This window comes from Paraburkholderia caffeinilytica, from assembly GCF_003368325.1.
GTDB classification, from domain to species: Bacteria; Pseudomonadota; Gammaproteobacteria; order Burkholderiales; family Burkholderiaceae; genus Paraburkholderia; species Paraburkholderia caffeinilytica.
Map to the genome: position 1 here is coordinate 318,170 of NZ_CP031467.1, position 17,502 is coordinate 335,671.

14 protein-coding genes are annotated in these 17,502 nt (G+C 59.3%); 4 read left to right on the forward strand and 10 right to left on the reverse strand.

The features are described from left to right. Nucleotides 1-24: 24 nt before the first annotated feature. Together DSC91_RS17355 and DSC91_RS17360 are read left to right on the forward strand one after the other, a co-directional pair. On the forward strand, nt 25-1,098 hold the full coding sequence (locus DSC91_RS17355) for a maleylacetate reductase (protein WP_115780102.1): 1,074 nt from the start codon (nt 25-27) through the stop codon (nt 1,096-1,098). Nucleotides 1,099-1,220: 122 nt separating this feature from the next. Then, entirely contained in the window at nt 1,221-1,868 is a 648-nt protein-coding gene (locus DSC91_RS17360) for a TetR/AcrR family transcriptional regulator (RefSeq protein WP_162831434.1), read from the forward strand. A 141-nt stretch (nt 1,869-2,009) separates the two neighbouring features. Here the strand turns inward: DSC91_RS17360 and DSC91_RS17365 are convergent, their stop codons facing one another. The 8 genes from DSC91_RS17365 to DSC91_RS17400 all read right to left on the reverse strand — a co-directional run bounded on the left by DSC91_RS17365 (nt 2,010) and on the right by DSC91_RS17400 (nt 13,659). Beyond that, nucleotides 2,010-2,957, reverse strand: coding sequence for a hydroxymethylglutaryl-CoA lyase (locus tag DSC91_RS17365; protein WP_279636332.1), 948 nt, complete (start codon nt 2,955-2,957; stop codon nt 2,010-2,012). 191 nt (nt 2,958-3,148) lie between these two features. Beyond that, nucleotides 3,149-4,903 (reverse strand): FAD-dependent oxidoreductase, encoded by a 1,755-nt coding sequence (locus tag DSC91_RS17370; protein ID WP_115780104.1) that lies wholly within the window; start codon nt 4,901-4,903, stop codon nt 3,149-3,151. A 119-nt stretch (nt 4,904-5,022) separates the two neighbouring features. After that, nucleotides 5,023-6,759 (reverse strand): AMP-binding protein, encoded by a 1,737-nt coding sequence (locus tag DSC91_RS17375; RefSeq protein ID WP_115783313.1) that lies wholly within the window; start codon nt 6,757-6,759, stop codon nt 5,023-5,025. A gap of 170 nt (nt 6,760-6,929) precedes the next feature. Next, a complete protein-coding gene (locus DSC91_RS17380; protein WP_115780105.1) occupies nt 6,930-7,718 on the reverse strand; it encodes an enoyl-CoA hydratase/isomerase family protein in 789 nt (262 codons plus the stop codon). A gap of 64 nt (nt 7,719-7,782) precedes the next feature. Then, nucleotides 7,783-9,522, reverse strand: coding sequence for a CocE/NonD family hydrolase (locus DSC91_RS17385; protein ID WP_115780106.1), 1,740 nt, complete (start codon nt 9,520-9,522; stop codon nt 7,783-7,785). Nucleotides 9,523-9,778: 256 nt separating this feature from the next. After that, nucleotides 9,779-11,182, reverse strand: a complete 1,404-nt coding sequence (locus DSC91_RS17390) for an MFS transporter (protein ID WP_115780107.1) — start codon at nt 11,180-11,182, stop codon at nt 9,779-9,781. An 85-nt stretch (nt 11,183-11,267) separates the two neighbouring features. Further along, entirely contained in the window at nt 11,268-12,368 is a 1,101-nt protein-coding gene (locus DSC91_RS17395) for a porin (RefSeq protein ID WP_115780108.1), read from the reverse strand. Between the two features lie 502 nt (nt 12,369-12,870). Next, nucleotides 12,871-13,659 (reverse strand): enoyl-CoA hydratase/isomerase family protein, encoded by a 789-nt coding sequence (locus DSC91_RS17400; RefSeq protein ID WP_115780109.1) that lies wholly within the window; start codon nt 13,657-13,659, stop codon nt 12,871-12,873. A gap of 592 nt (nt 13,660-14,251) precedes the next feature. On the opposite strand from DSC91_RS17400, the gene DSC91_RS17405 reads away from it, so the two are divergent. Continuing rightward, on the forward strand, nt 14,252-15,010 hold the full coding sequence (locus tag DSC91_RS17405) for a TetR/AcrR family transcriptional regulator (RefSeq protein WP_115780110.1): 759 nt from the start codon (nt 14,252-14,254) through the stop codon (nt 15,008-15,010). A 160-nt stretch (nt 15,011-15,170) separates the two neighbouring features. Continuing rightward, the gene (locus DSC91_RS17410; RefSeq protein WP_115780111.1) at nt 15,171-15,776 is read left to right on the forward strand and encodes an FMN-dependent NADH-azoreductase; all 606 of its coding nucleotides are present in this window, start codon (nt 15,171-15,173) and stop codon (nt 15,774-15,776) included. On the opposite strand, the gene DSC91_RS17415 is transcribed toward DSC91_RS17410, so the two are convergent. Both DSC91_RS17415 and DSC91_RS17420 read right to left on the reverse strand, forming a co-directional pair. Continuing rightward, nucleotides 15,741-16,076, reverse strand: coding sequence for a PLP-dependent transferase (locus DSC91_RS17415; protein ID WP_115780112.1), 336 nt, complete (start codon nt 16,074-16,076; stop codon nt 15,741-15,743). The genes DSC91_RS17410 and DSC91_RS17415 overlap by 36 nt on opposite strands. Continuing rightward, a complete protein-coding gene (locus DSC91_RS17420; RefSeq protein ID WP_115780113.1) occupies nt 16,042-17,493 on the reverse strand; it encodes an aldehyde dehydrogenase family protein in 1,452 nt (483 codons plus the stop codon). The genes DSC91_RS17415 and DSC91_RS17420 overlap by 35 nt, the downstream gene beginning before the upstream one ends. Nucleotides 17,494-17,502: the final 9 nt, after the last annotated feature.

Below are 17,502 nucleotides of genomic sequence, written 5' to 3' on the forward strand. Positions count from 1 at the left end.
GGCGCGCTGAAGAAGGAACCCGCTATGTCAACCTATGAATTTGTCTATAACGGGCGCGGTACGCGTGTCGTCTTTGGGTGCGGCTCACGCACCCAGATCGAACGTGAATTGGACACGCTGCACGTACGCCGCGCTTTGGTTCTGTGTAGTCAGGAGCAGCGCACATTGGGTGTATCGGTTGCCGACCAGTTAGGTGTGCGCGCAGCGGGGGTCTTTGATCGCGCCGCCATGCACGTGCCCGTTGAGCTGGTCGCGGAAGTACGCAAGATTGCCGCAGCGCTGGAAGCCGACTGCCTCATCGCCGTGGGCGGCGGCTCCGCAATCGGCCTCGCGAAGGGTCTTGCCCTCGAGACGAGCCTGCCCATTCTCGCCGTGCCGACCACCTACGCCGGCAGTGAAATGACGCCCATCTTCGGGTTGACCGAATCGGGCCTGAAACGGACGGGCACCGATCTGCGCGTCTTACCCAAAACGGTTGTCTACGACCCGGACCTGACCCTGACTTTGCCGGTCGGCATGTCCGTGACGAGCGGCATCAACGCAATCGCACACGCGGCAGAGGGTTTGTATTCGCGCGATGCCAATCCTCTGACCAGCCTGATGGCTGAAGAGGGCATCACGGCGCTCGCGCGCAGCCTGCCGCGGATCGTCGCGCAGCCGAACGACCCATCCGCACGCGCCGATGCGCTTTATGGCGCCTGGCTTTGCGGTGCCGTGCTCGGAAGCGTCGGCATGGCGTTGCATCATAAGCTCTGCCATACGCTCGGCGGCAGTTTCAATCTGCCGCACGCCCCCACCCATACGATCGTGCTGCCACACGCCCTCGCGTACAACGCCGGCGCCGTGCCGGATGCGATGAAACGGATTGCGCGGGCGCTCGGACGCGACAACGCAGCCCAAGGGCTATACGAACTCGCGCGCGCAAACGGTGCGCCCGTCGCACTGAAGGAGATCGGCATGCGCGAGGAACAACTCGACGAGGCCGCCGACATTGCATGCAACAACGCGTACTGGAATCCTCGTCCGCTAGAACGCGGAGCAATTCGCGCGTTGCTGCAGCGGGCATTTGACGGCAGCCCACCCAGTGATGGGGCATAGAGCGAATTTCTCCAGGACCCAATGATCGAGGCACCCCATCTTCATTTCAACGTGTCGCAGCGTATTCGCACATGACGTCGCCTACACTTCCTGATCCAAGAAATGTCCGGGTGCGTCGCCCGGTGGAACTGAAGCGTACCGAACAGCAGCGCGCGCAGGAAACGCGTTCGGCCATTCTACATTCGGCTCTTACTGAATTTTCAGCAAAGGGTTTCGAGGTAGCAAGTATTCGTAGCATCGCCGATCGAATCGGGATGCAGCATCCGCTCGTTACCTACCACTTTCGTTCCAAGGAGATTCTGTGGCAGGCGGTAGCCGAATATGTATTCGAACGTGTCCGGCAAGAACGCGATACCAGCCTGCTTAGCTTCGGTCCGGCTAGCGCGGTCGATCGGCTCAAGCTGGCATATAGAGCGCTATTTCGCTTTACTGTGGCGTTTCCCGAGTTTCACCGCTTCATCCTTCAGGAATCGCTAGGTTCCAGCTCGCGGCTGCAATGGCTCGCAGATACTTTCCTTAAACCGCTAATCGGCTGGTTGCTGCCGCAAATCCGCGCGGCCCAGAATGAACACGCGCTGCCCAATGTCGAGCCTATTGTTTTCCACTATATGTTGATTAGTCTGACGTCGACCCTCTCGGGCTTCGGTCCGGAATTTTCGGCGACCAGCGATCTATCGCCGTCCGATCCGGCGCTGGCCGAAGAGTACTGGCGCACCGTAGAGCAGCTCGTGTTTGGCGCATCGGCATCACACCAGGAGCGCTCCACGTAAACGAGGCCGCAAGTTCAGGCGCCCTTCCAGCCAGCATGGCGCTCGATCACGCTTCAAGACATGCGGCAGGCGTCGCGATGCGCAACGCGGTATTGCTCCACCCGCCGCGCGAAACAGCCGATCTCAGTTGACGCAACGACATCAGTTGGGTGCCTTGCGCGCCGTCAGTGCCTTGCCCGCGCGCGCGCCATTTTCCCGGCCCATCTGCTGACTGACCCAATCGCCAATCGAAACGATGGCGTCGAGATCAATTCCCGTTTCAATTCCGAGGCCGTCCAGAAGATAGAGCAGATCTTCGGTAGCCACATTGCCGGTGGCGCCTTTGGCATAGGGGCAACCTCCCAGTCCGCCAACCGACGCGTGGAAGATCGACATCCCGACCTGAAGGGCGCCGAAGATATTTGCCAACGCCTGCCCATAGGTGTCGTGAAAGTGGCCGGCGAGAGACGCCAACGGAAACTCCCTGGAAGCAGCCTGAACAACGCGCTGAACCTGGTGCGCCGTGCCCACCCCGATCGTGTCGGCAATGTCGATCTCGTCACACCCCAGATCGCGAAAGCGCCTGACCATGTCGACCACAGCATCGACACTCACCGGCCCCTGGTACGGACATCCGAAGGAGCATGAAATGCTGGCGCGCAAGCGCAATCCCGCTGCTTTCGCCATCCGCGCGACGGGGGCAAAGCGTTCGAGAGATTCCGCGACGGAACAATTGATGTTGCGAATGGAAAAGGCTTCGCTCGCGGCGCCGAATATGACGACCTCGTCGACCTTGTTTTCGATCGCCGCCTCAAGTCCTCTCATGTTGGGTGTCAGCGCGGCATACGAAACCGCTGCCTGGCGATCTATCCCGGCCATGACAGCCGCGCCGTCGGCCATTTGCGGAATCCATCTTGGCGACACGAAGGATGCAGCTTCGATTCGCCGTACGCCGGCGCCGACGAGCCGGTTGACCAGTTCGATCTTGATGCCGGTCGATATGAACTTGCTTTCCGCCTGCAGACCGTCTCTAGGCCCGACCTCGACTATGTGCACGCGCTTTGGAAGACCGCTATCCATGCCCGTCCTCCAACGTTCCTGCTGATCCATTTTTTACTCCATTTCGCGGCAAGGGCAGACGCTCGCGACCCGGGTCACGTTTGCGACACGCCAGAAACAGCTCCATCAAGCGTGAGAGGACATGCCAACGGCGAACAAGACTAACGGTGCTCGAATTGTGTACGTGCCTCGCTGTCGACGTGTAATCGCACGAGTCCGAGCGAGACACCCGTCTTCGGCATTTACCTCGAGAGCACCTGCCCCAATACCCGGCGAAGTTCTGTTGCCGGATCTTTCGGCAGCGTGAGGCTACGCCACGCCACATGATGATCGGGACGGGTCAATACGCAACCACTGTCGCCGATTTCGCGCACGCGGGCCCAGTCGCCCGTGTGGTCCGCATAGGACTGCCGCGGACCAATCACGTGTACGTCGATCTTCAACCCCAGCTCCTCGCCGACTCTCGATGCCGCCTCGACCCATGCTTCGCCGCCAAGGCCGGTGAACAGTGCGAATCGTCCATGTCCGGCGAGGTCAAGCGTGGAATGTTGCCGTCCACGTGCGTCGAAAACCCAGGCATGCGGCAGACGTGCGCCGGGCCATGTCGTCGCCTGGTAATACAGCTCACGGTCACGCGTGAACGCCGGTTCGGCTTGCCCGTCGGTCACCGCAGCACTCGACTGATAACGTTGATTCATCTCCACGCCCTGGGCGTCCAGTTCATATCGCTTGAACGCCAACGCTTCCCGAATTTCGTCCCGCTGTTTTTCGGCAGCCGTGGTGTTCCCGCTTCGAGCATGCATGTTCGCCTGCAAGACTTCCCCGTCGTTCGATTTGTCGATGCCAAGCGCACTGTAGAGCGGGGCAAATTCGGCAATCGACTGGTTCGCGCGGGTGACGACCTGCCTGGCGATCGGCGCACGCTCGGCGGAATAGCTATCCAGAAGCGCTTCGCCGGCCTGCCCGTTGATGACTGCCGCGAGCTTCCACGCGAGGTTGAACGCGTCCTGAATCGACGTGTTGGAGCCCAATCCACCGGACGGCGGGTGCCGATGGGTCGCATCGCCCATGCAGAACACTCTCCCCGCCTGCATGCGGGTCGCGTACATGTTGTTCACTGTCCAGGTGTTCGCGCCCAGCAGTTCGATCTCGAGATCCGGCTTGCCCACGAGTTGCCGGGCGATCGTGGTGGCCTTTGCCTCGTCCACAACCGGCGCAGGCTCGTTGATGTCATAGCCCCAAACAATCAACCACTCGTGCCAAGGCCGAACCATCCGGATCAGACCCATTCCGATACCGCCCACTTCCGCACCCGGTTGCATGATTGGGTACAACACTGCCGGGCGGTGCGCAACGAATTCGGACAAGTCCGCGCGGAACCAGATGTTCATCGATCCCCGCACACCCATCTGCCCTTCGAAAGGCAGACCCGCGTCTCTTGCGACCTTGGAGTTCCCTCCGTCCGCGCCGATAAGGTACTTTGATCTGACCGTAAACTCTTCCCCCGACAACCGGTCGCGGCAGCGCGTCACAACACCTTCATCAGTCTGCGTATGACTTAGATATTCCGTGCTCATCCGCGCTTCGGTCCCTCGTGCGCATGCGGTCTTGAAGAGCAGCGGTTCCATGAACGTCTGCGGCAAATCGTTCATCTTTGTCGGACTCGACAATTGACGTTCCGCTCTTGACAGCGGATGCAGCCCCCAACTGGGTACCCTGCCGATTTCCTCACCGGTCAGGCTTTCGCAAAAAACCGTGCCGCCCATCAGATCCTGATCGGTCGCGTGCAGGTATGCCTCCTGCTCCACCTGCTGGCCGAGGTCGCGCAGAACCTCCATGGTGCGCAGGTTTGTGATGTGCGCCCGAGGCGTGTTGGCCAGCCAGCGATACTGGTTGATGACCATGTTGTCGATGCCGTACGTCGAAAGCAGCGCTGCGCTGGCGGAGCCGGCTGGCCCCGTCCCGACAATGAGTACGTCCGTGGTTATTTCATACATTCGACACCTCCAATTCTCTTGCTTTTGCAATTCGCCATATCCTTTCGATTCGGATGCCTAATTCATGGCGAGATTACGAGTCTCTGTTTTTACGATCCTGCCCGGTTTTTACTAACCTGTCAGGCGGTCTTGTGCTCGGTCAGATTAAGGTAGCGGATCATCTCTTCACGCATGGCGAACTTCTGTACTTTTCCCGTCACGGTCATCGGCAATTCGTTAACGAAGCGAATATATTTCGGCACCTTATAGTGTGCGATCTGCCCTCGGCAGAAGTCCCTGATGTCCTCCTCAGTCGAACCTTCGCCTTTTCGAAGCACGATCCAGGCGCACAACTCCTCGCCGTTCTTTTCGTCCGGCACGCCAAACACCTGCACATTCTGTATTTTTGGATGCCTGAAGAGGTACTCCTCCACTTCGCGAGGATAGATGTTCTCTCCCCCTCGAATCACCATGTCCTTCAACCTTCCGACAATATTGCAATAGCCATCGGCATCGATCGTTGCGAGATCGCCTGTATGCATCCATCCGTCAACGATGCTTTCGCGCGTTTTTGTCTCGTCTTCCCAGTACCCCAGCATGACCGAGTACCCTCTTGTACAGAGTTCTCCCGTCTCGCCGGTGGATACGGTATTGCCGTCGAAATCGACGACCTTGACCTCGAGATGCGGTTGAATCCGCCCGACCGTCGTCGTGCGTTTGTCGAGCGGATCCGTGGTTGCGCTTTGAAACGACACCGGGCTGGTCTCGGTCATTCCATACGCAATGGTGACCTCTCGCATATGCATGTTGGTCACGACCTGATTCATCGTCTCGACCGGACAGGGCGAACCCGCCATGATGCCGGTCCGCAGACTGCTCAGATCAAACGACGAAAAGTCCGGATGCCCCAGTTCGGCGATAAACATGGTCGGCACCCCATGAAGTGCGGTGCAATGCTCCTCCGAGACGGCCGCGAGGGTCGCACCGGCGTCGAATCCTTCGCCTGGGAAAACCATCTGGGCGCCAACCGACACGCATGCAAGCACCCCGAGCACCATGCCGAAGCAGTGGTACAGCGGGACGGGGATACAGAGCGAGTCGGCTTCGGACAGCTTCATCGCCATGGCGACAAAACGCGCGTTGTTGACGATGTTTCGGTGCGTCAGCGTTGCGCCCTTCGGGCTGCCGGTAGTGCCGCTCGTGAACTGGATATTGATCGGATCCTGCGAAGCCAGTGTTCGCTCGACGGCGTCGACTACCTCATGCCCTGTGTCTCTAAGCATCCCCTCCCCGCGCTGCATGACCGCGTGGAACGACATGACGCCCGATATGCTCCAATCGCCCACGGAGATCACCGTACGAAGGTCCGGCAGACGTTCGGCGCTCAATTCGCCCGCCTGCTGTAACGCAAGTTCAGGCGCGATGTCGAGCAGCATAGAAATGTAATTCGACGTTTTGAAGCTCTCGGCCGTGACCAGCGCCTTGCACTTCACTTTCCGCAGCGCGTACTCGAGTTCCGCCACACGATAAGCCGGGTTGATGTTGACCAGCACGGCACCGACGCGCGCTGTCGCGAACTGCGTAAGCAGCCATTCGAATCGGTTGGGAGACCAGATGCCAACGCGATCCCCCTTTTCTATTCCCAACGACAGAAGACCCGCGGCGAGTCGATCGACATGCTCGTCAAATTCCCTCCATGTCCACCGTACAAGCTGCTCCCGGAATACCACAGCTCGCCGATCAGGAAATCTGCTGGCTGTTTCCCTTAGAAACTGGCCGACTGTAGACTCGCTCAACGGAACATCCGTCGCACCCCGTACGTAAGCAACGCCATTGGCAGGCGTATCGAGCGTAGGGGAACCGGGTAAAGTGTGCATGAAGCCATCCTCCATCGTTACTGCGTGTTTTCGCCACACAATCCGTAGAACAGGCTTATGTCGCGATAGCAATGCCGCCGGCCTCTGTCGAAGGCCTTACATCGAAAACGCCCAGGTCGTGCCAAACGCGGCTAATCAGACCGTGCCTGTCTGCGCCATGAGCGTCATGGCTATTTCCCGTAAAAAACCATCTCGCCCGGCTCCTGGTCGAGATCGAACGCCTCGGCCGTGTTGACGAAACCACGCGTGGCGTCTTCTGTGTTGTACAAGTCCATGCAAACATCCAGCATCGTGGCGTCCGCAGCCGGGACGCCACCGCTCGACCACACCTTGAGCAGCGTGCGGGTAGCTGCGTACGAGAGCGTAGGACCGTCGGCGAGCCGTGCAATCAGCTCGGCGGCGACGCGTTGGAGCGCATCGGGTTCTGCCACGTGCGTCGCGATTCCGAGGTCTCGGGCCACGCTACCGGGAATCGGTTCACCCAGCATGGCGAAACGGGATGCGTTGCTGCGCCCCACTCGCTCCGCCAGCCGCTGCAGTGCGCCTGCAATGGGAAGCATCGCCGTGGTGACCTCGACGCATCGGAACACTGCGTCGGTTGCCGCCACAATGAAGTCACAGTTCAACGCGAGTTCAAAGCCGCCGCCAAACGCGAGGCCCTGCACCACTGCTACCGTCGGAACGCGAAGCGCTTCGATCGCGCGATACGACGTGTTGATTTCCGCGACGAATGTGCGAAACCAGTTCAGGTCCTTATCCGGCCATTCGCGAACCTCTCCACCGAGACTGAAGTTGGGCCCCTCAGCCCGAATGACCAGTACCCGGATGTCGCTCTGGCTTGCTTCGTGAACCGCCTCCCGGAGACACTCTGCAAAACGCGCATCGAGCCGGTTGTAGGGCGGATTCGCCAGAACGATATGCCCAACCTTTCCGTCGCGCTCAAAACGTATGCTTTCCATCGTCTAACCTCGCTATTCAGTCAAATTCACCAGGCGTGCGTGACGCTCGTGAACGTTTCATCACTCAGGACTTCTGTTGATTGAGCGGAATGATCGGCAAAAGCAGATGTGACGGGCGATCCGCATCCCGGTAGATCTTGTGAGTGACCGTATTGCTGCTGGTTACGTGGTACGGGATGTACTCGACGTCGGTCATCGCGCCCGTTCCCGTGGGCGCGTCCATGCTGCAGATCTCGATGCAGATCCGATGGCCGGCCTTGAACTGGTTTGCCGTTGCGAGCACCTGAATTTCATACTTGACGATCTCGCCAGGCGTGACCGGCGCGATCGACTCTTTAGTCAGTTTGTAGAACGGTTCCGCAGGCGTGGAGCGGTCGGGATCCGTTGCGCGGTATGACGCTTTCAACCAGCCGCGGGTCAGTTCACGCTCAGGCAGCGTCTCTGGAACCGCCCGTTCGCCGACGCGAGCAGTCACGACCGATACGTCCGGGCCCACGTCCTTGAGTACGACAATCCAGTTCGTGTCTGTCTGGTCGATCTCTGCGTAGAGCGTCAGCGAAATGGGACCCGCCACCAGCACGTCCTGCGCGAGCGGCTCCGTCATGTAGCGCAGGCGCTCGACTTTGGATGTCTTCTTGAGCGGCATTTGCGTGAAGACATCAGGCTCGCGGTGTGCGTCGCCGACCTCCGCCGAAGGTCGAGGGGCGTCCGTGGACAGTTGCTCCCAGCCTGAAAGGTAGTATTTCGCCCACTGAGTCTCAGGCAAGGGCCAGTCACTGCCTGTTCGCCATTCGTTGGCGCCCATGACCCAGTAACGGACCGGCGGTTCGTCCATGATGCCGGTATCGATGCCCTTCAGCCAATAGTCGTACCAGCGGATAACTTCGTCGTGGTACTGATGAAATGGCCGCTCCAGATGCGCAGGGCCTGTAAAGATCAGCTTGCGCGGCTGTTTGACATTGCTGAAGTAATGCTGCGCGCCAAGCCAGTGCAGTTTGTACGTGTACGCATAAGCGCCGGAACCCGTATAGAACGGCACCTTGATCGACCGGAAGGTCTCCTCGGCACGCTGAACGGTACCCTCCGGCTCCCACGGGTTTGTCATGATGTGATACATCACCCACGTGCGCTGCCCCTTCTGCGTCAGGATGTTGTACAGGTTGATGTACATCTTGTAGTCGGGATTGCGCATGGCTGCGCGCCAGAGTTCTTCTTGCTCATCAGGTAACGTACCCGGCACGCCACGCGACTCATGCACCGTGCTGAAAACGTCGAGCAGATACGGGAACGTGTGAATGACGCCACCCGGATTGAAGTCCCGAAACCCGAACATCCCGCCGTATGCGCTACAGGCGTCGTACGGAAAGATTGCCTTGAGCGCGGGGTGTCCCTGCGCCGCCGCCCGCCATTGCTCACCGGCAAAACCCGAGATCCCCACCATGCCGACCTTGCCGTCGGACCACGGCTGCTGCGTGATCCATTCGATCATGTCGTAGTGGTCGGTATTCTCCTCGCCATAGTGGCCTTCCGACTTGGCGGAGCCGCGCGGTTGCGCAATAACGTGCACGTAGCCATTGGCGATGAAGCGGCGCGTGTCCCCTGCTTCTATCGGCCCGAACCAGAGCGGCGCATGCGCGGGCTGTGGGGGCAAGACATCTGCAATATCAGGACCCTGGAGGTCCTTGTTGTGCAGAGCTGAAGCGTACAGCACGGGATACTTGCCCTCCGCATCGGGCCGATAGACGTCTACCGCAAGACGGGTACCGTCCCGCATCGTTACGACGATGTCGCGTTCTTCAATCATGTCTCCTCCTTCGTTAGCCTGTTCGGCGTCAACAGACAGCCGTCTCAAGGCCGAAAATGTGTTCTACCCACCGACACGCGCTTCACGTTCGCACTGCGAAAGCCACACGATCAGGCAGATTTCGTAATTCACTATACTTCACGTCCGTAAAGTATTCAAGGCGAACGGCATAGCGAAAATAAAATTTCGAATCCCAAATGAGTTGCTGACCCGGAGCAGCTACGTGCCCATGACCTCGGGCACCAGCGCGATATCGTCACTGCGGGGTGCTGTCCGGTAGCGGTGGATCACCTGCCGGCCCCGCATTGATGTCCGCTCCGTATTCGCTCGGCGTTCGCCGTTGTGCAGAGAGCACCCGGGCCATGACGATCATGCATACGCACGCCACCAGGAGCGGTATCGACAACAGCACGCATGTGAACAGATAGGGAAAGCCCGATATGACGATCAGACCAATCAACGACGAACCGATGATTGACCCCAGCCGTCCGATTGCGACGTTCCAGCCACCGCCGGACGCGCGAAGCGCAGTTGGATAGAAAATGCCTGGAATGGTGTTGACACAGATCAGCGGTCCTCCAACAGCGATGCCGGACAAGAAGACCACACCCGCGTGCCACTGCGAGGTTTCGGAGATGCCCAACGCTATGACGAGCAGCGAGCCTGCGCCGAACGCCACGGAAACGACCGAGGCCACGTTGTAGCGACGAACAAGGATAGCGAAAAGAACCGCGCCGCCGAGCGCGCCGAACTGGAACATTGACGATACTTGCGACGCGTCGTGCATCGATAGTCCCGCCTGTTTCAGATGAGTCGGCATCCAGCTTCCGACAAGAAAGAACACCAGATAACCCGCGAACTCCGCAAGCCATGTCAACATCGTGCCGAGCCGGTATGTCCCGCTCAGCAGCGCCCTGCTTCCACTTATCGATTCGCGCGTTTCCGCGATGAATAAATGCACGCCGGTGAAGTCCAACGACGGAAACACCTTGCCAAGAATTCGTTGCGCCTCGTCATTGGATCTTTGGCTCGACACGATGTAGAGCGGCGACTCCGGTACTTGCCATGCGAATAAGGCAACCACCCCAAGCGGCAAAAGACCACTCAGTACCAGCATGCCTCGCCACCCCAGTGTCCCGATAGCAAGGGACGTCACCAACCCGGCGGCTGCCGCACCGAAAAGAAATCCACAGTAAGTCGATGCGAGCATCGCTGAGCGTGAACGGTCGGGGCTATATTCGGCGACAATCGCCGACGTGGCGGGCATTGCTGCTCCGATGCCGAGACCGGTGATGAAACGCAAGGCAACCAGCTGAAATATCGACTGTGCTTCGCTCGACATCACACCCGCGATTCCAAACCAGGCGATTGCCACGATGCTCACTGCTCGGCGGCCGACACGGTCAGCCAGCGTTCCCCCAACGATCGATCCAATCAGCAAGCCGGTCAGTCCGAAGGCCACCAGAGGCGAGAGAGCAGCGCTCGATAGCTGCCAATGCTGGCTGATGGCCGGCGCGATAAAACTGATCACGATCGTGTCGAAACCTTCGATCGCTGTCGCCGCGAAGCAGATGAGGAACACAGTCCATTGCTTTCGACCCATCGGCATATCGTTGAAAATCTTGCGCACATCCCGCTGGGCATAGCCTACGCTGTTCATCGCATTGTCCTTGATGATCGGCCACCTGGTTTCGGTGTCGATCTGGTTTCACTTGTCTCTCGGCCGAATTCACATCGCGTGTCCGTCAAAACCGGTGACGGATGCCGATTCGCAACAGGCCCTGGGTTTGTCCACTCGACGGTGAAGGAATCAACGTGATCTGCGCCTGAGTGGCCGAGCCCGCCGCCTTCAGCAGTTCGGCCGCAAAGTAAACGTCCGTCCGCTTCGAGAGGAAATAGTTGGTGTAGAGATCGATCGCCCGATAGATCGGGTTCGCGGATTTCGCATCCACCTTGCCGTGCGTGTAGATGTACGCCGCACCTGCGAACCAGAATGGCGTAATGAAGTAACCGACGTTTGCCTCGTAGTTGTCGAACCTCACGTCGCTGCCAAGAAAGCCTTTCTTGAAGCGTGTCGACGTGTACTCGAATGCCACTGAAGCGCTGCCGATCTTGTACGACGCACCAGCCCCTGCGATGGATTGACTCTCCGCGTTCTGCACGTATGGGGCGTAAATGATGTTTCGCGGCGTGACGCTATCGAACGCGGCAGCGTACGGATTCTTGATGACCGTATAGGCAGCCGCGACATACAGTGGGAAACCGATCCCTGTGTAGCTGATCCCCACCGACGTCACGCTGTTCGTGGAGAATTGTCCGGGCTGCCCACCAAAGCTATAGAGCCCACCGAATGTGAATCCGCCTATTTTCGGACTGGCGTATTTAACCGAGTTGTTGATTCGTATGCTCCCTCCAGCGTTGTCAACGTCACCGGCATGCGCGAAATAGACTGCCCAGTTCAACCCGGCAGCAACGGTGGAAAGCATCTCAGCGACTTCCTCGTACTGACGGCCAACCGTGAAAGTCCCATACGGACTTGAAACACCAACGTAAGCCTGCCGCCCGAACAGACGCCCATTGTTCGAGAGATTTCCGCTAGAGGGATCGAAGCCGTTTTCCAGCGTGAAAACCGCTTTGAAACCGCCACCCAGATCTTCGGCACCGCGCAGTCCCCATCTGGACAGCGATCCACCTCCGCTCTGAACCAGCCAGGCAGAATGTCCGTTTTGATTGCCTGTATAGGTCAAGCCTTCATCCAGCAGACCGTACAGTGTCACGGAACTTTGGGCATGCACCGCGGCAGGCATGACACAGAAAAGCGCCGCGGCCCAGGACAATCTCTTCATCTCCAGTCTCCTTTGTCATTTTGAATGAGCGACCCACTGACACATCAGAGTTGCTGAAAGAAGGATAGATCTAAATTTTCCGATCGTATAGTTTAATTTGAATAGGAGTATCCCCAGGTATGCTTCGCCTGACGAATGAGGGGGATGGGTACCTGACACCATGCAAGGACCCTGAGGGGAATTGAATCGGACTGCCCATCAGATCGGGAATCGATGGTGACGTCGCGTAGCAGCGAATCTACGGGGATGCCAGGTGGCAAAGGAGATGCGGATGTCGTGCAGTGACGAACATGCAACTGATCTTACGTTTACGAGGCACGTAGCGCCTTTTAATGCCTCGCCATCCCGCACTGGCTTGCACACAGGATCGAGCGTTCGACCGGCTTAGGCGTCATGCCGCTGTCCGGCCCGGCCCGGCTCGACCCAGCAAACCGGCGTCAAGATAAACGCGTCATCAGTTCAGAACTTTTTGCAGACCTTTCCTGAGACCAGATTTTCGTCTTCAGGTCGATGCGCTTCTGGGCGAATCAGAGCCTGCGATGAATTGCGCGACTCGCTCGGAAAACGCCTTCGTCGACGCGCATCGCAGGAACGCACGCTTTTCCTCTTCAAGATGGCGCTCAAGCTTATCTTCGGCCGCCATGCCAACCAGCGATTTCATTTCTTTGACCGCTGCCGCGGGTACATCCATGACTTTTCGCGCGAGCGCCAGACTGGCCTCCTGCAAGGAAGCAGGTTCGGCGATGCTCTGGACGAGTCCCAGCTGTCTGGCCTCGTCTGCACTCAACGAGTCCCGCGTCAACAGGATCTCCAATGCCCTCGCCGCCCCCAGTCGACGCGCCAGATGAAAAGACAGCCCCCCATCGCTGGATGTTCCCAGCTTGGCGTAGCCGACGACAAAGCGGGCAGCACGCGACGCGACCACCAGGTCGCACGCCATTGCCAGCGAAAAGCCCGCACCGGCTGCCGCCCCCTGAACGCTGGCGATCACAGGTAGCGGCAAGCGCCGCATCGCCACAATCGTGGCGTGCAGTGCGTCAATTAGCGATTCGAGGCTGGAATCGGAACGCTGCAGTCCATCGGAAATCTGCCGAAGGTCGCCGCCGGCCGAAAATATTCGGCCTGTGGCCTGAAGGATCACGGCGCGATGCTTCGACGATCCCTCAAGCTCGCGGAGGACGTCCAGCAATTCGTCGCAGAACGCCTTGTCGATCGAGTTCGCGCGCGCTTCGTTCACCATCGTAACGACGGCGATGTCCTCGGTTGAGGTCAGCGTGATTTTGCTTTCCATCTGTCCTTGATCCGTGAATTAAATCGGTAGTCGGATTCGGCTCTGTTGTCAGCCGGGCGAGCACCTGGACCAACCCAGTCGTCTTTATTATACTTTACGACATGTCAATTTAAAAGGAAACTGGATGGCAAGAGACCATGGATCGGCTGGGCACGCGGCATGTGCGAAGCGATTTTTATCTGACGATTGGGAACGCCTTTGGCCTGGCGATTTCGCCGAACCGGCATTGCCTCACGGCCGTCAACCATGAGCATCCCGACTAAGACAATCCAGTTTTCCAGCAACGATCGTCTGCAAGCGGTCTGAGACGCATCGACGCTATACGGACGGCATGCCTCGCCTCGCTCGAAGTTGTCGGCGCATGAGGCAGGCAGTCGTCGAATAGTGTGTTACTGTGCCGGCCAAAATGACTGTGCTCGACGGCGTCAGCAACGCTCAGGATCCGGCGGCGAGTGTGTGATACCTTTGGTGAGCCTGCCTTCGCCGACAACCGCGGACCCTACTTCGCCTGCACGGTGTTGCGCTGTCGGAAGGCGGAAAGCACCGGAGCACAGAAGCAACGCAATAACGCAATTCCCAATCGAGAAACCACATGGCGGACAGCACAGCTTCCAAGAACGTTGGCAACAAAAGCAGGCCAACCGAACTCAGACGTGCAGAGCAGCAGCGGGCGCAGGAAACCCGCTCCGCGATCCTGAACGCGGCACTTGCCGAATTCGCCACGAAAGGCTTTGAGGCAGCGAGTATTCGCAGCATCGCGGATCGCATCGGATTGCAACATCCGCTTATCACCTACCACTACCGATCCAAGGACGACCTCTGGCAGGCGGTAGCGGAGTTCGTGTTCGAACGCATCCGCCACGAATGGGACGCCTATTTGACCGATACGCCCCCCGCCATGGCCGCGGACCGGGTAAAACTCGTGTATCGCGCCTTGTTTCGGTTCACGGTCGATTTTCCCCAGTTTCATCGCTTCATGCTTCAAGAGTTCCTCGTGTACAGCCCGCGCTTGCAATGGCTCGCCGACACCGTACTCAAGCCATTGATCAGCTGGCTGATTCCACAGATCCGCGCGGCGCAGGATGAAAACACCTTGCCCAAGGTCGAGCCGATCCTCTTGCACTATCTGATGATCAGCCTGACGTCGACTCTCTCTGGATTCGGCCCGGAAATGCTGGCGACCAGCAATGTTTCCGCGTCCGACCCGGCCGTCGTCGATGCGTATTGGCAGATGGTCGAGACACTCGTCTTTGGCAAACAACCGGAGACGCAAGCTGCGGACAAGGCCGAATCGCGTTCGGGCAAGTCCGGCAGCCGGCCCCGCGCGTCGGCACGCGTGAAGAGCAGTTGAGGCATGAACGTCCGCAACTGATCCAGCATCACTCCGTCAGGCATGCATCTACTAGAACGATAGGTTTCATCTGAAAATATAGGCTATCCGGATTGCAGGTCGAAGCCTATCTTGCGGATTTCCGGCAAACGCATCGTCTGCCACTTCGGAGATCATTTTCATGAAACTGCTACACGTAGATTCCAGCATCCTCGGACAAGGTTCCGTCAGTCGCGATCTGTCAGCGGAGGTCGTCGCGACCTTCCGGACCCGCCATCCCGACCTCGCACTCACTCGCCTCGACCTTGCCGCCACACCGATCGGCCATCTGACGGCAGCTCACCTCGCGGCCGCGCAAGGCGCTCCGGTCGACGAAGCATTGAAGGCCGACGTAGCTATCGGCCAGCTCGCGCTCGAGGAGTTCCTCGCCGCCGACATCGTGGTCATCGGCTCGCCGATGTACAACCTGGGCGTGCCTTCTCAACTGAAAGCCTGGATCGACCGTATCTCCGTTGCCGGGAAGACGTTCCGCTACGGAGAGCACGGCCCGGTCGGACTGTGCGGCGGCAAGAAGCTGGTCATCGCCTCGTCGCGCGGCGGCGTTTACAGCGAAGGCTCGCCCGCTGCCTTCTTCGATCATCAGGAAACCTATCTGAAGGCGGCCTTCGGCTTCCTGGGCATCACGGATATCACCTTCATTCGCGCGGAAGGTGTGGCGATGGGCGAAGAGGCACGCAGTGGCGCCATCGCCTCAGCGAAGAAAGAGACCGCCGCGCTCGCTGCGTGAACTAGCGGCGCCCGTGCTGGAAACGGCTGCATCCTCTCCGTGCTCCATCGCTGCAAGCTTGCGCTCGGGGCAAAGCTGGTCGTGGCCGGAATTGCGGGTATAGCACAGCGTTTGAGAATCCGGCCAGTCGAGTAAAGACGGGGCGTCCGGCAATCGGTACGAGTTAGCCATCAAGATCGGCGTTCGGATCGCGCCCGTCGTGGCGTCAGCAACGTTCCCGGCATGCACCGCCTGACTGGCGAAAGCGAGGCTTGCCGGTTCGTCCTTAGCGGGCCGCTGCCGAATGCTCCGGGTTGCCATATACCGCCTTCCTGATGCACACGACCTTCGGTTGAGTCATCTCCTCGTATGCAAATCTGACGCCTTCGCGGCCGAGGCTTCCGTACTTGAATCCGCCGAACGGCATGGCGTCGAATCGGTAGTCCGACGAGTCGTTGATCATGACCCCGCCAGCCTCCAGCTGGTTGGCCGCCTTGAGCGCGGCATGCAGATCATTGGTGAAGATGCCGGCATGCAGACTGTATTCAGGACTGTTGGCGAGCGAAAGCGCCTCATCCAGTGTCTCGATCCGCTGAAGAACGACCACCGGGCTGAATACTTCCTGCTTCCACAGGTCGCATTCGAAGCTGACATCCTCGAGGACCGTCGGCGTGTAAAGCGAACCGTCCTGCGTATTGCCGCACAACGGTCTGGCTCCCTGACTGATCGCGGCATCGACCACGCGCTTCGTCCGGACGGCAGACTGAGCCGTGATCATTGGCCCAACGTCCGTGTCAGGCAGCGCGGGATTGCCCGTCTTGAGCGCTCTGGTGCGGGCAACGAAGCGCTCCCTGAACGCGTCATAGATCGACGACTGGATCAGAATGCGTTGCGTGCCGATACAGTTCTGGCCCGCAGCCCAGTACGCACCCGACACGCACGAATCAACCGCGTCCTCGAGGTGGCAGTCGCCCAGAACGATGACGGGTGCGTTACCGCCCAGATCCATCGCAAGCTTTTTGAGGCCTGCGGACCGGGCTATTTTCTCTCCGGTCGCGAATCCCCCCGTAAAGGAAACCATTCTGACGTCACGGGATGAGACGAGTGCTTCGCCGAGCGCCGCGCCCCCCGTCGCGACGGACACGACGTTCGGCGGCATGCCGGCCGCCACCAGATATCCAACGAGCTTGATGGCCGATAGCGGCGTGAGTTCCGACGGCTTGAGAACGACGGCATTGCCGCCGGCAATCGCCGGTCCGAGCTTGTGCGCAACCAGGTTGAGCGGATCGTTGTACGGCGTGATGGCAACGATGATGCCGAGAGGCTCCCGTGTGAACCACCCCTGCCGGTTCTCCGAACCGCCATACGCGTCGAACGGCACGACTTCGCCGGCGTTTCGACGCGCCTCGTCGGCGGATAGCTTGAGCGTGTTCACGCAGCGCAGCACTTCCTTCCTGGCCTGCTTGATCGTCTTACCCGCTTCCGCGACGATGAGACTGGCAAACGCGTCCTTATCGCGCTCCACGAGCGAGGCGCAAGTCTCGAGGACGCGAGACCGCTCGTATCGGGACAGGTTACGGCAAACGCGCGCGCCATCCCTGGCGGTCTGGATCAGCACCTGTGCGCCTTCCGGCGGAATGTTCACGACCGTGCCGACTTCGACGCCGTCGAAGGGATTGGTGACCGGGATAAAGCCGGGCGATGAGTCCAGGGTGAATGGGGGGAATGCGGAATTCATTTCGAAGCG